The organism is Pedobacter ghigonis, from assembly GCF_903166585.1.
In the GTDB taxonomy this organism is placed as follows: domain Bacteria; phylum Bacteroidota; class Bacteroidia; order Sphingobacteriales; family Sphingobacteriaceae; genus Pedobacter; species Pedobacter ghigonis.
The window spans coordinates 63984-82937 of record NZ_CAESCM010000015.1 but is presented as its reverse complement, the minus strand read 5'-3'; the positions used below and the strand labels follow the sequence as shown (position 1 = coordinate 82937).

Here is an 18954-nt window from a genome sequence, read left to right as displayed (position 1 = left end):
GGTTATTTATTCTTATCAAAACGTTTACCCTTTTTAAAACTTTTAACCGCTTTACCAGCTTTTGCCTTTGCTTTATCTCTTGCTTTTTGATCAATGGCCTTCGCATTTTTCTTCTCGTGGAAAGCGCCTTTAAAATCAGGATCTTCCTTACGTTTTTGCAAATCGATCTCTTTGGCTATGTGCTGGCGTTCCTCGTAAGGAGTTTCTTCTATAAAAACGCCTTGCGGAATGGCTTCAACCGGAATAGACTGACGGATCAGTTTTTCGATTTTACGGATATAGTATTTTTCGCCGTCTGTAGCAAAAGTGATGGCATCGCCTTTGGCAAATGCACGGCCGGTACGTCCAATGCGGTGCACATAATCTTCGATAATAATAGGAACATCGAAATTAATTACATGGCTCACATCGCTCACATCTATCCCCCTGCTGGCCACATCTGTTGCCACTAAAACCCTGACATTTCCCTCCTTAAAGCTATTTATGGAGTTAATCCGGGTATTCTGCCCCTTATTGGCGTGAATTACACGAACGTTCTCGGCACCGTATTTACGTTCAATGAAACCAAAAATATTATCGGCAACAGTTTTGGTTTTACAGAAGATAATCAGGCGGCTAAACGCCTCATCGTTCTTAAGTAAATGCTGCAATAAATTGAGTTTCGTTTTAAAATTCGGAACGTAATAAAGTGTTTGTGTTACGTTAGCTGCAGGGGTTGCCTGCTGTGCCGTTTCGATAATGGTTGGATTTTTAAGGAAATCGCCGGCAATTTTCTGAACCAGATCGCTCATCGTTGCCGAAAACAGCAGGTTTTGGCGCTTACGCGGTACAATTTCTAAAATACGGTGTATAGAGCCAATAAAGCCCATATCCATCATTTTATCGGCCTCATCCAGTACCAAAAACTTTAAGCTTTGCGTATTAATATCGCCTGTTAAATATAAATCGAGGAAACGACCCGGTGTGGCAATCAGGATATCGACACCTTTTGCCAGCTGCTCTTTCTGCGTTTTTGGTCCAATACCACCAAAAATTACCAGCGAGCGCAGGTCGGTATAAGTAGAAAACAGTTTCACCTGTTCTTCAATCTGCATGGCCAGTTCGCGGGTTGGCGATAATATCAGCGCACGGATATTTTCGCCCTGCGCATACTTCAACTGCATTAAAATGGGCAATACAAAGGCGGCGGTTTTTCCCGTACCGGTTTCGGCAATACCAAAAATATCCTGACCAGATAATATAGGTGCAATTGCTTTTTCCTGTATTGGTGTTGCAACGGTGTAACCGGCATCGGCCACAGCATTTAAAATTTGTCTGTTTAACTTAAAGTCTTCGAACGATTTTGCCATAGCGCACAAAGATAGTGATTAAGGTTGAGGGTTTGAAGGTATAAGGTGGAAGGTTTGATCCCAATCAACAATCTAAAGCCTTAAAAACTGGCAATGCAAATCAATCTATAGCTCCAAAACTCCCAACAGTAATTATTCTTAAGCTCAAAATCTTGATACTTGCATCTTGATACTCGCAAAATAAACACCAAATTACTACCTTTGAAACCATGAATACTTACCTGATAAAAGCTGCTACAATTGTAAACGAAGGACAAAAAATTGTTGCCGATGTTTTAATTAAAGATGGATTTATTGCCAAAATAGGCCAAAACCTTAGTGCACACGGTGCACAGGAAATTAATGCCGAGGGGCAATATCTTTTACCAGGTATGATTGATGACCAGGTGCATTTCCGCGAGCCGGGCCTTACACACAAAGCCGATATTTTTACCGAAAGTATGGCTGCAGTTGCCGGTGGGATTACTTCTTTTATGGAAATGCCCAACACTGTACCCAATACTTTAACACAGGAATTACTTACCGATAAATACAATATTGCGGCACAAACTTCATTAGCAAACTACTCGTTTTACATGGGGGCCAGTAACGATAATATTGAAGAGGTTTTAAAAACCGACCCAAAAAATGTTTGCGGAATCAAGGTTTTCATGGGTTCTTCAACCGGAAACATGCTGGTTGATAACGAAAAAACCTTAGAGCACATTTTTAGCAAAGCTCCTATCCTAGTAGCTACGCATTGCGAAGATGAAGCGACTATTCGCCATAATCTGGCCGAGTTTAAAGCCAAGTATGGCGATGATTTAACCATTGAAATGCATCCGCTGATTCGCAGTACTGAGGCTTGCTACAAATCATCTTCGTTAGCGGTAGAACTGGCCAAACGTTATGAAACACGCCTGCACATTCTCCACATTTCGACAGCTAAAGAAATTGCGCTGTTTGACAATACCATTCCGTTAAAGGACAAAAAAATTACAGCTGAGGCCTGCGTACACCACCTTTGGTTTAATGATCAGGATTACGCCGAAAAAGGCAATTTTATTAAATGGAACCCTGCGGTTAAAACAGAAGCGGATCAAAATGGTATTTTAGCCGGCGTTTTAAATGATAATATCGATGTAATTGCTACCGACCACGCACCACATACGCTGGCCGAAAAACAACAAGCCTACGCACAGGCGCCTTCGGGTGGACCGCTGGTACAACATGCTTTACCTGCTTTACTGGAAATGCATTTGCAGGGCAAAATCTCGCTGGAGAAAATTGTTGAAAAAACAGCGCATAGCCTCGCCATTTGCTTCGATATCGAAAAACGTGGTTTTATACGCGAAGGTTATTGGGCAGATTTAGTGTTGGTTGATTTAAACGATCCGTGGAAAGTAACCAAGCTGAACAATTTTTATAAATGTGGTTGGAGCCCTTTTGATGGAGATACTTTTAAAGCAAGCGTTACCCATACTTTTGTATCAGGAAACCTGGCTTACACTAAAGGAAAATTCACTACCGACCAGATAGGCAAGCGCTTAACATTTACCAGATAGATTTGTTATATTTGTTTATTACAATAAATAACATGGAAACATTAATCATACATCCTAAAAACAAAGAACAACTGTCAGCAATAAAGGCATTTATAAAAGCTTTAAAAATTGATTTCACTACAGAAAAAAGCCGCTATAAACCAGAATTTGTTGCTAAAATTAAAAGAAGTCAAGCGCAAATGAAAGCAGAAAAAGGTGTTAAAATTGCAGTAGAAGATTTGTGGAAATAAACTTTTATTATCTATTTCAATAGCTAGGCAATTAAACATCTAACACGCTCCAGGGTATGGAAATCATATACTATGATGAGGCATTAGCGGATCTCAAATTTTGGAAAAAGTCAGGAAATAAAATAGTTCAAAAGAAAATTGAACAACTGATACTTGATATTCTCGAACATCCATATACAGGAATTGGCAAGCCAGAGCCTCTAAAATATGATTTATCACGCCTTTGGTCTAGAAGAATAAATGAAGAGCACAGAATCATTTATGAAATAGCTGATGATTCTTTGCACATCCACTAGTTAAGAGGCCATTATAAATAATTTAATGAAAGTTAGTTCATTAACATTAAAATCGCTTACTATATTAAGTGTAGCCATTAGCATCTACTTATTTGGCTTCTTTCCCCCTTCTGTTCAAAAATATTATTCAACCGGTTTTTACCCTTATATTTCATCTGCATTAAGGTTTGTATCTGGCATTTTTCCTTTTGTCATTGGCGATATCATTTACGCCATTTTAATTGGTTTTGTATTGTATAAAATCATCTGCTTCTATAAAAAACGTAAAGCGCTAAAAAAGCAAGATCGCATTATTATTCCTTTGCAGGTATTCAATTTCTTTTTGCTGCTGTACATTATCTTCAAAATAGTTTGGGGCTTAAACTATAGCAGACCAAGTGTTAGCGAAGAATTGGGCATTGGTTATGAAAAATACACAGTGAAAGAACTGGTACAACTGGGAAATTATTTTGTAGATAAAACGAACGCTTTAAAACTGAAGCAGACCAAAGTTCCCGCTTATAAGATCGTCGATCTTGAAAAAACATCAGCCGAGGCCTACAATTTAATGGAAAAGAAAAATCCATTGTTCAGGTATTCAAATCCTTGTTTAAAAGCAGTGCTAAATCCTTGGGTTATTAGCAAAGTAGGCATCGAGGGCTATTACGCGCCATTATCGGGCGAGGCTAACATGAATACCAATTTGCCTGATTTTGTTAAGCCCTATGTTTCCTGTCACGAAATCGCCCATCAGCTGGGCATCGCTTACGAAGATGAAGCCAACCTCTTAGGTTACCTGACGGCAAGCAATAGTCCTGATTTAAATTACCAGTACTCGGCTAATTACGAAATGCTCAGGTATATCCTTTTTGAGATCAGGATGAAAGCACCCGATGATTATAAAATACTGTACGACAAACTCTTACCACAGGTTATAGCCGATTTTAAAGCAGAAAAAGAGTTTTGGCGTAAGTATAACGGACAAATGTTCGGCTACATGGATGCCGCTTTCGATCGTTTCTTAAAACTCAATAACCAGAAAAAAGGAATAGATAGCTACCAGGATATCGTTATCTGGTTATGGAATATTCATAAATCACAGTTAGCAGTTAACAATATGCAGTTGCCAGTTAAGGATAACTAACTCAAAACTGTCAACTGAAAACTGATCTAACCGTGTATCGCTTCCTTCGTACCAAAACTCTGAATCAGTTCACCTTCAAAATCCAGCCATTCTTTCCAGCGTTTTTCAACATCTACATCGATGCTGTATTTACGGGCAAAATTTAAGAAAGTAGTATAATGACCAGCTTCAGAAACCATTAATTCGTGGTAGAATTTAGCCAGTTCTTTATCCTTGATGTTCAAAGAAAGTACGCGGAAACGTTCGCAGCTCCGGGCTTCAATCATAGCCGCAAACAAAAGCCTGTCGATAAAAGCCTGGTTACGGCTACCATCTTTTTTACTGAATTTTACTAATTTCCCAACGTAATCATCCTTACGCTCGCGACTCAAAGTATATCCACGCTCCTTAATTATGTTAATCACCATCTGAAAATGTTGCATTTCTTCGATAGCAATAGCGGTTAATTCATCTACCAGATCCTGGTGCTCAGAGTTTTGCGTAATTAAGGTAATGGCGTTACTGGCTGCTTTTTGTTCGCACCAGGCATGGTCGGATAAAATTTCTTCTAAATTCGATTCAGCAATATTTGCCCAACGCGGGTCTGTCAACAATTTTAATCCTAGCATGTGGTTTCTCTCTTCGAAAAGCAAAATTAAAACTATTTCCCGCAGATACCGAAGAAAAAAGCAGATTCAGTAATATCCTTTACAAAGGTCAAGTGTTTCCCGCAGATGTCGCAGAAAAAAACACAGATTTTCATAAATCGGTGCTAATCTTTTTAATCCTACATAGATCTGCGAATCTTATCACTTTAAATCTGCGGGAAATTAGCTCAGCATACACAAAAAACCTTTATTTTGCACAAATTTTAAACCATGCCTACAAAGAAATTATTGATTATCGGAATGGTTTGGCCTGAGCCTGCTTCATCGGCCGCAGGTACCCGGATGATCCAGTTAGTTGATTTATTTCTGGCCAAAGGCTACCGGATTACCTTTGCTTCGGCAGCATCGAAAAGCGATTTCAGTCACGATTTTAGCAATACAAGTGTAATTGAGCAGGAAATTAAGTTAAACGACGAAAGTTTCAATAGCTTTTTAAAAGCGCTGAAACCCGACATTGTGCTGTTCGATCGCTTTATGATTGAAGAACAATACGGCTGGCGCGTACAGCAGGAATGCCCTGATGCACTGCGGATTTTAGATACCGAAGATTTACATTTTTTACGCCAGGCAAGGCAGCAGAGCACCAAAAAGCAAGAAATACTAAACCTGTTTTCCGATACAGCCAAACGCGAAATTGCGGCCATTCTCCGCTGCGATCTTTCCTTAATTATCTCAGAAATGGAGATGAAACTACTGGAAGAGCAATTTAAAATTGAAACCAGCTTACTTTATTATTTACCTTTTCTTGAACAAAAAATTACCTCAAATACCACTCAAAACTGGGTTCCTTTTGCAAACAGGACCGATTTTATTTTCATAGGAAACTTTCTGCACGAACCCAACTGGCATACCGTTCAAACCCTGAAAACCAAAGTATGGCCCTTGCTCCGCAAAAAACTTCCCGAAGCGAGGTTGAATATTTATGGTGCTTATCCTTCTCAAAAGGTATTACAGCTCGAAAATAAAGCTGAAAAATTTTTCATTAAAGGTCGAGCTTTAAATGCACAGGAAACCATAGCCCAACACAGAATTTTACTTGCACCGATCCAGTTTGGCGCTGGTGTGAAGGGTAAATTTATTGATGCCATGCAAACCGGTACGCCATCGGTAACTACAACGGTTGGCGCCGAAGCCATGAAAGGCAAGCTACCCTGGAACGGTATTGTAGAAGATGATTTAAGTACTTTCGCAGAACAGGCTGCACTCCTTTATCAAAACGAAGCCGAATGGCAGGAAGCGCAAAAGCATGGCATTCAGATCATCAACGAGCGTTACGCCTCAACTGCTTTTGACGATGAATTTATGCAAAAGGTAACCGAATTGCTGTTAAGCTTAGCTAAACACCGACAGGCTAATTTTATGGGGCAGATTTTAAACCACCATACCCTTCAGAGCACAAAATACATGAGCCTTTGGATTGAGGAGAAGAATAAATAGTCAGGGGTCCAGAAAGTCAGAGGTCCGAAGATATATCTGTATAAAACTTAAAGGTAATAGCACACCTGACTTCGGACTCTGGACTATTGACTCCAGACTTAAGACTTCCTACGAATTGACTTTTAAAAAACATTCTGGTTCTGAAACCTAGCAACAATATTGTAAATTTGCGGCTATGGCAAAAATATCGATTAACCTTGCTACAGGTTCGTTTCAAAAGGAAGAAATTATCGTCGGAATAGATTTAGGTACCACCAACAGCCTGGTTGCTTTTATTAACCCTGATAAAGACCCACAGGTAATTAACGATTCGGGCAAGGGCGTATTGGTGCCATCGGTAGTTTATTTCAACAGCCAAAACGAGGCCATAGTAGGTAATGAGGCCAAAGAATTTTTAACCACCGATCCATCGAACACCATATTTTCGGTTAAACGATTATTAGGCCGTTCGTATAAAGATGTAGCTGATCATGCCGCTACTTTTTCTTACAAAATTATTGACGATGATACCGATGCCTTGGTAAAAATCCATGCAGGCGATCGTTTCTATACCCCTATTGAGCTATCGGCCGAAATACTGAAAGAGCTTAAAGCCAGGGCCGAGCACGCACTAAAAACACCCGTTAACCGCGCCGTGATTACTGTTCCGGCTTACTTTAACGATAGTCAGCGCCAGGCCACCCGCGATGCCGGAAAACTGGCTGGCTTAGATGTAATGCGCATTGTAAACGAACCTACCGCAGCCAGTTTGGCTTATGGAATTGGTTTAGACCCTACGCAACAGAAAACCATTGCTGTATACGATTTGGGTGGCGGTACTTTTGATGTTTCCATCCTGCAAATCCAGAACGGAATTTTTGAAGTATTGGCTACAAACGGGAATACTTATTTAGGTGGCGATGATTTTGACCGGGCAATCTTAGATTACTGGATTGCACAAAACAAACTTGATGTAGCTACCCTGGCGGAAGATAATATTTTAATGCAAACGCTAAGGCTACAGGCTGAGGCGGCAAAAAAAGCACTATCGAGCCAGAATTTATACAACGAAAAAGTAGGCGAAATCTGGTGCACCCTCGATAAGCAAACATTCGAACAATTAATCGCAGCTAAGGTTGAAGAAACCATTACTGCATGCAAAAATGCCTTAAAAGATGCCGATTTAACAGCTTCTGATATTGATGAGGTGATTTTAGTTGGTGGTTCTACCCGCACACCATTTGTAAAACAGCAGGTTCAAAATTTCTTTGGTAAAACCCCGCAGGATAATATTAACCCGGATGAAGTAGTAGCTTTAGGTGCCGCTATCCAGGCAGATGTACTGGCCGGAAACCGCTCCGATATTTTATTGCTTGATGTAACACCACTCTCATTGGGTATCGAAACCATGGGCGGTTTAATGGATGTTATTATCGCCCGCAACAGCAAGGTACCAACCAAAGCCGGCCGACAATACACCACTTCTATTGATGGTCAGGTAAACATGAAAATATCGGTTTACCAGGGCGAGCGCGATCTGGTAAAAGAAAACCGTAAACTTGCTGAGTTCGATTTAAAAGGAATTCCAGCCATGCCGGCAGGTTTGCCCAAAGTAGATATCAACTTCTTGCTTAATGCTGATGGCATTTTAACCGTACAGGCTATCGAGCTTCGATCGGGTGTAAAACAGGAAATCGAAATTACCCCAAGCTATGGTTTAAGTGACGATACCGTAGAGAAAATGCTTTTGGATAGTATTGAACATGCACAGAGCGATGTACAACAGCGCATGCTGATTGAAGCCCGAAGCGAAGGTGAACAATTGGTTTACACAGCTGAAGGTTTTATCAAAAAACATGCAGAACATTTATCTGAAACTGAAATTGCAGAAACCGTGGCACACATCGAGGCACTGAAAACCGCGCTATCCACTCAAGAAAAAGATACTATTTTGAAGAAAGCCGATGAACTGAACGAGTTTACCCGACCATTTGCAGAGCGTGTAATGGATGCAGCTATTTCAACTGCGATGAAAGGCAAGAAGATAGAATAGTTTTCAGTTGGCAGTTTTCGGTTGAATCTGGTCGTTACCCTGAACCTGTTTCAGGGTCTCACAGAATTGCATCAGCTTATTGCAGAGTTTTATTCGTGCAATGGGAAAAGTATGTTTGCTCAATTCCTTTAACAGGCTTTAAAAATAAAGCCTAACTTAGTTTATGCAGCAAATCCGGCAACAGCTTACTCTATTTATTACTCAACAAACCGAAGTTATTGAGCAGGTTAGGTCACAGTTTAATCCTATTCAGCATAGCTTAATCCCTGCACATGTTACCCTGTGTCGGGAAGACGAAATTGAACAACTGGATCAAGTACTTGCCAACATCAAAGACATTAAATTAAACAGTCCGGTTCAAATGACGTTTGGAGCCGTTGAACAATTTGAAAATGGGAAGGGTGTGTATATGCCTGCGAAAGCAGGTAACGATTCCTTTCAGCAGTTAAGGAAATTAATTTTGAAAGGGATAAACGACTCACCACGGCCTCTTCTACCACACATCACGCTAATGCATCCCAGAAATTCTACCTGTACCAGTGAAATTTTTGAACAGATAAAATCTTATCCGCTCCCAACGGTACTAAGTTTTTACAAGATCAGCTTGATCACACAAATCAATAGAGGTAAATGGAAAATTACCAGGGAATTTGATGTTGTAGTTTCTAAAAAAGAATAGCTAAATTAACCGCTCAATCGCTCAAAAAATGGTCACATCTATTAAAGTAAAAGACAATAGTAACATTGGCTTTATTATCATTCCATTTTGTCTTTTTCCGATAGCATTTTTAGCAATAGCAGGAGCCTTTAACCTTAGCTATTTAATCACTTTCGCTATCATGTTCTGTCTTTACACCCTTTATATGGTTTTCATTTTAAGAGTATTACAGAAAAATGAAGAGATTTATGCCATAGTAGCAAACGAAGCGGAAGTTACATTTCTAGACCGTGGCACTTTTAAATGGGAAGAAATTAATACCATTAAATCAATTGATAACAATACGATCTTTCTCCAAAGGCATCCTCATTATTTTATTACTGTCTCGTTAAAAAACGGAAAGAAATTCGATATCGATGTTACCAATTTCGATTATCAGTTTGAAGAATTAACCTCAATCTTAAATTCGTTAGGCAAGCTTGATTCGGGCTTGTAAAAGCTAATTTTTAAAAACATATCCTTTCTTAACCAACCGGGATAATTAAACTGCTTAAAAGCATAGCGTTGTGTGCATGGGGCATGGAGTTCAGCTAAACAGTTAACCAGTTAATTGATTTAAAGAGTTAACCATTTCTTACCATAGATCAAAATCCCGCAAACACAAAGCCATTACCTTTGTTAAAAATATTTTAACGTATGGAATTAGGTATTGGGATGTTTGGCGATTTGCAAATCAATGCAAATGGAGAAATTCAACCCGCACAACAACGACTTGAGGAAATTATAGCAGAAATTAAACTCATGGATGAAGTGGGTTTGGATTTTTATGGCATTGGCGAGCACCACCGCCCGGATTATGCAGTATCGAGCCCCGAAATTATCCTGGCGGCAGCAGCAACCGTAACCAAAAACATCAAGTTAAGCAGCGCCGTTTCAGTTTTAAGTTCGTCAGACCCGGTAAAGCTGTACCAAAGTTTTGCTACAGTCGATTTAATTTCGAACGGCAGGGCCGAATTAATGGCTGGCCGCGGAAGTTTCATCGAATCGTTCCCTTTATTTGGCTACAACCTGCAAGATTACGATGAGCTTTACGAAGAAAAACTGGATTTACTGTTAAAAATCAATGCAGCACCTAAAATTAGCTGGAAAGGTAAATTCAGGCCAGAATTAAATAATCAGGAAGTTTTACCACGTGCAGTAAACGATAGCTTAAAAATCTGGGTGGCCGTTGGTGGCACGCCCGAATCGGTAGAACGCGCCGGAAGACTGGGTTTACCGGTAATGTTTGCCATTATTGGTGGTCAGCCAATACAGTTTAAGCCCTTGTTCGATTATTACAAAAAAGTTTACCAGGCTTACGGTCACGACATGAATAAATTCGAAGTTGGCGTACACATGCACTCACTATTTGGCGAAAACACCAGCGAAATAGCAGATTACTATTACCCGCTCTATTCGGCACAGATGAACAGAATCGGTCGTACACGTGGCTGGGCACCCTATCAGCGCAACCAGTTTGATGCCGGCATGAGCAAAAGCGGCGCTTTAATTATTGGCGATGTAAACCAATCGGTAGATAAAATACTGGCTATGGAAGAAACTTTCGGGCTAACCCGTTTCTCGGCCCACATGGATGTTGGCGGACCGTCACATGCCGCAATGATGAAATCGATAGAAATTTATGGGACTAAAATTGCTCCGGCCGTTAGAAAAGCTTTACACCCCTAATTTAAGCTTTGTTTCCTTTTAACAATTGCAGGAAACTATATACATAACAGCCTACACAAATGGCAAAAAGGCTTTCAAGCAGCGCAAAAACAAGCATTACTGCTGTAAAAACCATTGCCAGAGTTGGAAAATCAAACAGGAATATCGCCGTAATCAGCAGGCAAAATATAAAGCCTAAGGTTGCGGCGAATTTCTTTGGGGCCAAATCTTTCATTTGCTTTGGCAGTGCCAGTTTTTGGTTAATGCTTACAGCCACATATTTTAACACACTGAATTTCCCCGAAGTAAAGGCCCTGCTGGCAAAGTCAAAAATCAAAAATACTATTGCCCAATAATTGCCAAAAATTAAGCAAACAGTAGCCACTATAGCTACCATAAAGGCAATCATACGCACCACATTTTCATTTATTCTTTCGGCCGATATTGGGCAGGATAATTCCATAGTAACTGTATTTTGCTGTAAATGTATTAAAAATCTATATCGATCGGGTTTCCCTAAAGTCATTATCATTCCATAAAACAAGTTATTATGGCTGCTTGTAATTTTCGAATTTGTTATATTCGTATTCCATAACTCAACTAATGACGCGCTCAAAAATCTTAATTTTAAGTTTATGCTTACTATCAGCAACTTGGTGTAGGTCGGCTGCATTGCCCGATACAGTGGTGATAAAAGCACATTTAAAAGCCCTAACCAAAACGTCAAAATACCGCAGTCATCAAAATATCGATCAGCTAAACCAAACAGCCGATTACATCCGGTCGGTGTTTAAGAAATATGCCGATAGTGTGTTCATTCAGGAATATACAGTAGATCAAAAGATCTATAAAAACGTAATCTGTTCTTTCGGTACACAAAACCAAAAACGGATAATTGCAGGTGCACATTACGATAGTTGCGGCGAGCAAGAAGGTGCAGATGATAATGCAAGCGGCGTAACAGGCCTTTTAGAACTGGCCAGGATGTTAAAAGGCCAGAAGTTAAACCACAGGGTAGATTTAGTAGCCTATACCTTAGAAGAGCCACCCTATTTCCGGACCGAAAATATGGGAAGTTATATCCACGCCAAATGGCTCAAAAGCAATAAAATTGAGGTATATGGTATGCTCTCATTAGAAATGATCGGCTACTTTAAAACAGAAAAGAAATCGCAGTCTTACCCACTGGACATTTTATCATGGTTTTATGGCAACAAGGGCGATTACATTACCCTGGTTAAAAAGTTTAGTGCAGGCAAATTTGCCAACAGCTTTACTTCGGGTTTTAAAAAAGCGAATACCATCCTCACTAAAACCTTTAGCGGCCCAACATCCTTGCCGGGTATCGATTTTTCTGATCATTTAAATTACTGGAAATTCGGCTACAGTGCCTTAATGATTACCGACACTTCTTTTTACCGGAATAAAAACTATCACAAGGTTACCGATACCATGGAAACACTCGATATTAACCGGATGGCCAAAGTTATTGACGGCGTATTTAAAACACTGGTTAAAATTTAAAGCTGCCACATGTCTGTTAAATCACAAAACCGAATCCCAAAGAAATCTTTACGGGGCACAATTAAAACCTTATTATGGGTACTGATAATCCTATTTGTATTCGCAAACATCATTGCCTATAACCAGGCTTACCAACTCACGCATTATACCACACTAAAAGTAGCCAAAACCGCTAAGCCAGAGCAACTCTCGCCAGCTGAAAAAATAAAGACACTTTTTACCGGGGTATCAAATCCCCGTCCGGAGAATAAAAAGAAACCAGATTTACCCTATACCACTATTAAACTACAAAGCAATAAAAAATTAGAATGCTGGTTTATTAAACACCCCGAGGCAAAGGGTACTGTAATTATGTTTCATGGTTACAGCGCGTCAAAATCAGGGTTGATAAACAAGGCTAACATTTTTTACCAGTTAGGCTATAATACGATGCTGGTCGATTTTATGGGTTCGGGTGGTTCGGAAGGCAATGAAACTACCATTGGTTTTGCCGAAGCAGAGGAAGTTAAAACCGTTTACCAATACGTTAAACAAACTGAAAAAAAGCAAATTATTTTGTTTGGCACTTCTATGGGGGCCGTAGCTACTTTGAAAGCACTGAACGATTTTAAAATCAATCCTGCTGCGATTATTATGGAATGTCCTTACAGCAGTCTGTTAAAAACAACCCAGGCCAGATTTAAAATTTTACATATTCCGGCTTTCCCGCTCGCCAATATCCTGGTGTTTTGGGGAGGCTTTCAACATCATTTTAATGGTTTTAAACTGCGTCCTGTTGATGATGCAAAAAGTATAAAATGTTCCACTTTGCTCTTATACGGAGAAAAAGATACCCGGGTTTCACGCAATGAGATAAACGAAATTTTCAACAACCTGAAAGGAATTAAAACCCTACGCACCTATCCTCTAGCCGGTCATGACAACTACCTAACCCAATATAAAACCGAATGGACACAAGACATCAGCCTGTTTTTAAAGGCCGTAAATTGAAAATCAGCCCAGTTACAAAAGCATTCATCATCCTCATCTTACTTTGGTTTGGCATCCACATCAGTGTTACCATTATCGATGGCATGAACAACACCCCACAAAATGCCGATTTAGGTGTGGTGTTAGGCAATAAAGTAAATGAAGATGGCACTTTATCAGAAAGGTTGCAAAAAAGACTGGAACGTGCGCTTAGCCTGTATAAAAACGGGCGGGTAAAAATGCTTTTTGTAAGTGGTGGGCACGGCCAGGAAGGTTTTAATGAAGGCGATAAAATGCGTGATTTCCTGATCGGAAAGGGTGTTCCAGCTGCTGCCATTATTACCGACAACCAGGGCGATAACACCTTAAAAACAGTACAAAACACCGCAAAACTAAAAAGCAACTACCATATTGAAAGTATCATTGTGGTTTCGCAATATTACCACATTACCCGCACCAAAATGCTTTTCAGGAAAAATGGTTTTGATAAGGTTTTTGGTGCCAGTCCCGAATATTTAGAGTGGCGCGATGGTTATTCACTGGTTCGCGAATTTGTAGCCTTTTATTCAGCGCTGTTACTGGCGTAGGAAATAATTTCCTGACCTTATAAAAATTCATTTCCTATATTTAATAAAATAAGTTACGCAAATCAGATATTGGATGGATAATTCGGAAAAAATAAACCTGCTTTTAGTTAAGCTCGAAAATTTATTGTTGAGGCAACAAAGTTTCGAAGCTGAAATTCAGGCGTTAAGACAAGAAGTTAGGGCTTTACAATCACCGGGATCAGTAAGTGCGCCTATAGCTGCTGAACCTACCTTTGTACCGCCTCCAAAAAATACACCACCAAATCCGGTAATACCACATGCAGCAACTCCCCAGCCGGTTCCTTCGCCTTTTCCTACTCCTCAAAATCCGTTACAGCCTAATTTCGCCGACCGCTTTAAGCGCGAAAATATAGTTAAATCAGATTTCGAAAAGTTCATTGGCGAGAATCTGATCAGTAAAATAGGTATCCTGATTTTAATCATCGGTGTAGCCATTGGCGCAAAATACGCCATCGATCACGATATGATTAGCCCCCTAACCCGTATTGTTTTGGGCTATGCCATGGGGGCAGGTTTAATGGGCTTTGCCATTAAATTAAAGGCCAAATACGAAAACTTTTCAGCAGTGCTGGTTAGTGGTGCCATTGCCATCATGTATTTTATTACCTATGCCGCTTACGATTTTTACGCACTGATTCCGCAGGCACTTGCCTTTGGCCTGATGGTGATTTTCACCTCCTTCACTGTAGTTGCAGCAATTCAATACAATAAACAGGTTATTGCCCACATTGGTCTGGTAGGCGCCTATGCTGTGCCGTTCTTATTAAGTGATGGCTCTGGCAAAGTAGGGGTTTTATTTAGCTACATGGCAATTATCAATATCGGTATTTTGGTATTGAGCTTTAAAAAATACTGGAAACCTTTATTTTATGTCTCTTTCGGATTAAGCTGGCTCATTTTTTCTGCCTGGCGCTTTGATTTAAATATTGAGAACCAGTACTTTGGCCTTGCCCTGCTGTTTGCATCGATATTCTTTATTACTTTCTACATCACTAACCTCGCTTATAAAGTCATTAAGAGAGAAGTATTCGGCCTAAGCGATGTAGTCATCATACTCCTAAATGCCTTCATTTTTTACGGCATGGGTTATTTAATTATAGCCGACAATAAAAATAGTGCAGAATTTTTAGGCTTGTTTACCCTTGCCAACGGGATAATTCATTTTGTGGTAAGCTTAATTATTTACAAAAGACAACTGGCCGATAAAAACCTGTTTTATCTTATCCTGGCTTTGGTTATTACCTTTATTACCATGGCTGTTCCGGTGCAGTTAGATGGCGGTTGGGTAACTATATTCTGGACTGTTGAGGCGGCCATACTCTTTTATCTGGGTAGGGTTAAACAAATTGCTATCTACGAAAAGCTTTCTTTTCCGCTGATCTTTCTTGCCTTTTTAAGCCTTTTAGAAGACTGGGCCACTTATGCAAGTTACTATGGCAGTTATCAGATCGTTAAACCGATATTTAATGTGGGTTTCTTAACGGCAGTTATTTTTATTGGCAGTTTTAGCTGGATGTTCAGCATCAGCAAAAAAGAAACCGGGAAATCTGCCGAATGGATCTGGATGCGCCAGATATTGAGTTACAGCATTCCTTCAATATTATTGTTTGTAGTGTATATTACTTTCTCACTGGAGATTTCGAAACATTTTAATAACCTTTTCGAAATCTCTAAAATAAACACGCACCCAAAAACAAATGCAGACTATGTTAGCTATACCTACAATTACAACTACGAAAAATTAAAAATAGCCTGGATTTATATCTACACCCTGTTTTTTGCTGCTGCTTTGTCTTATGTTAATCTAAAAAAGCTAAAAAGCAGCGAGCTTGCAATTGCCTGCCTGGTGATCAACTTACTGATTATTACCTTATTTTTAACCAACGGCCTTTACAATTTAAGCGGACTAAGGGATGAATATTTATTCCCCGATAGTAACTATTTCAGTATTGGTGCCTTCAATATTGGCATCCGCTATGTTGCTATCGCTTTCTTTGCTTTGTTAATTGTGATCTTCTACAGGTTAATCAATTCTGGTCTGTTTAAAAGTAGCTTCAAAACTGCCTTCGATTACCTGCTTTACATTTCAATTTTATGGGTAGTAAGCAGCGAATTGATTAACATTTTAGCATTGGCAGGTTTAGATGGTAACTATAAATTAGGTTTAAGCATCCTTTGGGGTTCGTATTCTCTATTTTTGATAGGTATTGGTTTAGCCAAAAACAAAAAACACCTGCGTATTGGGGCAATGGTTCTGTTTGGTATTACGCTGATCAAGCTTTTTGTTTACGACATTGCCTACCTCAGTACCATTTCAAAAACCATTGTTTTCGTATCGCTGGGGGTATTACTGCTGATCATTTCTTTCCTTTACAACAAGTACAAACATTTAATTATAGATGATGTGGAGACTAAAAACTAAGCTGCTTTTTTGGCTTTTACCCTGCACAATAGCTGCAAATGCCCAAACTGCACCCTACCCGTTAAAAAGGGAAATTACAGGTGTACAAACTATCTGGCACAGTATCATACTGCCCAACCCCATATACCAAAAGCTAAAGCCGGGTTTTGAAGATCTGCGCATTTTTGGCATTAAGGGGAAAGATACCGTTGAGGTCCCTTATCTGTTAAAACAACGCGATAATCGGATTAATACACAGGAAATCGTTTTTAAACAGCTGAACCAAAGTTCAGCAAACAACACTTATTATTATACTTTTCAGCCTTCGGCAAGTGGCGTAATTAACCAGATAAATCTCGACTTCAAGCAGGAAAATTTCGACTGGAAAGTTACGCTCGAAGGCAGTAACGATAATCAAAACTGGTTTGCCATTGTAAAAGATTACCGGATTTTGTCGATCAAAAACCAGTTTACCCACTATCATTTTACCAGGATAAATTTCCCGGATGCGAAATACGCCTATTTTCGGCTCGCGGTAAAAAACAGTACCCAACCAGAGCTTTTAGCCACAAAAATGCTAAAAACAGATACCATAAAAGGTGTATTCCAGGATATTAAATATCAATCGTACAATATCAAAAACGATGCAGTGCACAAGGAAACTATTATCGATATCCATTTAACCAATCCTGTACCGGTATCGCAATTGAGTTTAAATGCACAGAGCGATTTTGATTTTTACCGCTCGTTCAAAATTGAATACGCTACCGATAGTTTTAAAACCGATAAAGGCATGCAGTACAATTACATGGAGCTTTACACCGGTACCATTAGCTCTATCGAAAAAACTGCATTTAGCTTTCCGAATACCCTAACTTCAAAACTGAAGATTACCATCCAAAACAATGATAATAAGCCATTACGTTTAAGTGCTTTAGCTTTAAAAGGCAGTATTTATGAATTGGTTGCCCGTTTTGATGACCCAAAACTGCCTTACGCTTTGTATTATGGTAACAACAAAGCGATAGCCCCTAGTTACGAGATCGACAAATTTGAAAATAAAATACCTGCAAACCTAAATTCACTAAGCATTGGCGAAGAACAGCTAAACCCGGCCTACTCGGTTAAAACAGCTAAACCTTTATTTGAAAACAAAGCCTGGCTTTGGGTTTTAATGGCCTTGATTATTGGCTTACTGGGCTGGTTTTCATTTAAAATGTTAAGGAATTAGATTTAGAGGACCGTCACTCCCAACTTGATTGGGAATCGTAATGCAAGTGCTTTAATATAACTTTAACAAGCATTTCATAATTAGCGTATACATAATACAATTAACATAAATAGACATGAAGAACATTTTCCAACCCGCAGTAACTAGCGAAATTATTGAAAGAATAAACAAGCTTACGCCAACTACCCCACAACTTTGGGGCAAAATGAACGTAGTACAAATGCTGGCGCATTGCAATGTAACCTACGAATTGGTTTACGATAATATCCATCCTAAACCTGGCAGGTTCGTGAAATTCCTTTTAAAAACCCTGGCTAAAAACAAAGTGGTAAGCGAAAAGCCTTATTCGAAAAATAATCCAACCGGACCTCAGTTCATTATTAAAGACGAAAGAAATTTTGAAAAGGAGAAAGCGCGCCTTATAGCCTACCTGCAGAAAACACAGCAATTGGGAGAAAACCATTTCGAAGGAAAAGAATCGCACTCTTTCGGCGTACTTAACAAAACCGAATGGAACAACATGTTTTATAAACATTTAGACCACCATCTTTCGCAATTCGGTGCTTAATTTATTAAGTATGCTTTAAGCTTTAGTCTCCGAGCTTTAATCTTTGAGCTCTATATGGTCTTATCGCCCCCTTAAAAAGTCTCTTTTACGCCCCATCTGCTGTTCAGATCTTGCTTAACTTGTACTAACAAAAATCCAACAACAAAACAAAATGACAAAAGGACTTGTAACATGCCTTTGGTTTGACGGACAGGCCGAAGCAGCAGCAAACTATTATTGTACTGTTTTTAAAGATTCGAAAATTACCCAGGTTACCCCTATGGTAGTTACTTTCGAAATTAACGGAAGTAAATTTATGGGACTAAACGGCGGACCGCAATTTAAGTTTGACGAAGCGGTTTCGTTTATGGTAAATTGCGATAGCCAGGAAGAAATAGATTACTACTGGGATACCCTAACTAAAGATGGTGGGCAGGAAAGCATGTGCGGCTGGTTAAAAGATAAATTTGGCCTTTCATGGCAAATTATTCCATCCAACATTGGCGAGTTAATGGCCGACCCCGAAAGAGCCCAAAGGGTAATGGCTGTAGTGATGCAGATGAAAAAATTAGATAAGGAAAAAATGGAAAATGCTTAAATTTTTCATAAATTGATTAAAAAGCTATCGTGGTTGGCAGCTAAGCTGAACAA

General features: G+C 39.5%; 19 protein-coding genes. 16 read left to right on the top strand and 3 right to left on the bottom strand.

Annotated features, from left to right (window positions below):
* Window positions 1–2: 2 nt before the first annotated feature.
* Window positions 3–1349 (bottom strand): DEAD/DEAH box helicase, encoded by a 1347-nt coding sequence (locus tag HWV58_RS19525; RefSeq protein ID WP_175635706.1) that lies wholly within the window; start codon window positions 1347–1349, stop codon window positions 3–5.
* 209 nt (window positions 1350–1558) lie between these two features.
* On the opposite strand from HWV58_RS19525, the gene HWV58_RS19520 reads away from it, so the two are divergent.
* The 4 genes from HWV58_RS19520 to HWV58_RS19505 are packed head-to-tail and all read left to right on the top strand — an operon-like array spanning window position 1559 to window position 4542.
* Window positions 1559–2893 carry a dihydroorotase gene (locus HWV58_RS19520; RefSeq protein ID WP_175635705.1) on the top strand — a complete coding sequence of 445 codons (1335 nt, stop codon included), beginning with the start codon at window positions 1559–1561 and terminating at the stop codon, window positions 2891–2893.
* 32 nt (window positions 2894–2925) lie between these two features.
* The gene (locus HWV58_RS19515; protein WP_175635704.1) at window positions 2926–3123 is read left to right on the top strand and encodes a DUF2683 family protein; all 198 of its coding nucleotides are present in this window, start codon (window positions 2926–2928) and stop codon (window positions 3121–3123) included.
* A gap of 56 nt (window positions 3124–3179) precedes the next feature.
* A complete protein-coding gene (locus HWV58_RS19510) occupies window positions 3180–3419 on the top strand; it encodes a Txe/YoeB family addiction module toxin (RefSeq protein ID WP_175635703.1) in 240 nt (79 codons plus the stop codon).
* 25 nt (window positions 3420–3444) lie between these two features.
* The gene (locus HWV58_RS19505) at window positions 3445–4542 is read left to right on the top strand and encodes a DUF3810 domain-containing protein (RefSeq protein WP_175635702.1); all 1098 of its coding nucleotides are present in this window, start codon (window positions 3445–3447) and stop codon (window positions 4540–4542) included.
* A 26-nt stretch (window positions 4543–4568) separates the two neighbouring features.
* Here HWV58_RS19505 and miaE read toward each other — a convergent pair whose 3' ends face one another.
* The gene (gene miaE, locus HWV58_RS19500) at window positions 4569–5150 is read right to left on the bottom strand and encodes a tRNA-(ms[2]io[6]A)-hydroxylase (RefSeq protein ID WP_175635701.1); all 582 of its coding nucleotides are present in this window, start codon (window positions 5148–5150) and stop codon (window positions 4569–4571) included.
* A 249-nt stretch (window positions 5151–5399) separates the two neighbouring features.
* Here miaE and HWV58_RS19495 point away from each other — a divergent pair, with 249 nt between their 5' ends.
* The 5 genes from HWV58_RS19495 to HWV58_RS19475 all read left to right on the top strand — a co-directional run bounded on the left by HWV58_RS19495 (window position 5400) and on the right by HWV58_RS19475 (window position 11044).
* Window positions 5400–6626 (top strand): glycosyltransferase family 4 protein, encoded by a 1227-nt coding sequence (locus tag HWV58_RS19495; protein WP_175635700.1) that lies wholly within the window; start codon window positions 5400–5402, stop codon window positions 6624–6626.
* A gap of 175 nt (window positions 6627–6801) precedes the next feature.
* Window positions 6802–8658, top strand: coding sequence for a molecular chaperone DnaK (gene dnaK / locus HWV58_RS19490; protein ID WP_175635699.1), 1857 nt, complete (start codon window positions 6802–6804; stop codon window positions 8656–8658).
* A 163-nt stretch (window positions 8659–8821) separates the two neighbouring features.
* Window positions 8822–9337 carry a 2'-5' RNA ligase family protein gene (locus tag HWV58_RS19485; protein WP_175635698.1) on the top strand — a complete coding sequence of 172 codons (516 nt, stop codon included), beginning with the start codon at window positions 8822–8824 and terminating at the stop codon, window positions 9335–9337.
* 28 nt (window positions 9338–9365) lie between these two features.
* Entirely contained in the window at window positions 9366–9812 is a 447-nt protein-coding gene (locus tag HWV58_RS19480; protein ID WP_175635697.1) for a hypothetical protein, read from the top strand.
* 200 nt (window positions 9813–10012) lie between these two features.
* Window positions 10013–11044, top strand: a complete 1032-nt coding sequence (locus HWV58_RS19475; protein ID WP_175635696.1) for an LLM class flavin-dependent oxidoreductase — start codon at window positions 10013–10015, stop codon at window positions 11042–11044.
* Between the two features lies 1 nt (window position 11045).
* Here the strand turns inward: HWV58_RS19475 and HWV58_RS19470 are convergent, their stop codons facing one another.
* Window positions 11046–11486: a DUF4395 domain-containing protein gene (locus HWV58_RS19470; RefSeq protein ID WP_175635695.1), complete on the bottom strand. Its 441-nt coding sequence runs from the start codon at window positions 11484–11486 to the stop codon at window positions 11046–11048.
* A gap of 140 nt (window positions 11487–11626) precedes the next feature.
* Between HWV58_RS19470 and HWV58_RS19465 the strand changes: the two genes are divergently transcribed.
* The 7 genes from HWV58_RS19465 to HWV58_RS19435 all read left to right on the top strand — a co-directional run bounded on the left by HWV58_RS19465 (window position 11627) and on the right by HWV58_RS19435 (window position 18901).
* Entirely contained in the window at window positions 11627–12547 is a 921-nt protein-coding gene (locus HWV58_RS19465; protein ID WP_175635694.1) for a M28 family peptidase, read from the top strand.
* A gap of 9 nt (window positions 12548–12556) precedes the next feature.
* On the top strand, window positions 12557–13537 hold the full coding sequence (locus HWV58_RS19460) for an alpha/beta hydrolase (RefSeq protein WP_175635693.1): 981 nt from the start codon (window positions 12557–12559) through the stop codon (window positions 13535–13537).
* Entirely contained in the window at window positions 13495–14103 is a 609-nt protein-coding gene (locus HWV58_RS19455) for a YdcF family protein (RefSeq protein WP_175635692.1), read from the top strand. Before HWV58_RS19460 ends, HWV58_RS19455 begins: the two co-directional genes overlap by 43 nt.
* A 73-nt stretch (window positions 14104–14176) precedes the next feature.
* The gene (locus HWV58_RS19450) at window positions 14177–16546 is read left to right on the top strand and encodes a DUF2339 domain-containing protein (RefSeq protein WP_175635691.1); all 2370 of its coding nucleotides are present in this window, start codon (window positions 14177–14179) and stop codon (window positions 16544–16546) included.
* Window positions 16524–17756 carry a DUF3999 family protein gene (locus HWV58_RS19445; RefSeq protein WP_175635690.1) on the top strand — a complete coding sequence of 411 codons (1233 nt, stop codon included), beginning with the start codon at window positions 16524–16526 and terminating at the stop codon, window positions 17754–17756. Before HWV58_RS19450 ends, HWV58_RS19445 begins: the two co-directional genes overlap by 23 nt.
* A 115-nt stretch (window positions 17757–17871) precedes the next feature.
* Window positions 17872–18324, top strand: coding sequence for a DUF1569 domain-containing protein (locus HWV58_RS19440; protein ID WP_175635689.1), 453 nt, complete (start codon window positions 17872–17874; stop codon window positions 18322–18324).
* Window positions 18325–18475: 151 nt separating this feature from the next.
* Window positions 18476–18901 carry a VOC family protein gene (locus HWV58_RS19435; protein WP_175635688.1) on the top strand — a complete coding sequence of 142 codons (426 nt, stop codon included), beginning with the start codon at window positions 18476–18478 and terminating at the stop codon, window positions 18899–18901.
* The last annotated feature ends 53 nt before the right edge of the window (window positions 18902–18954 follow it).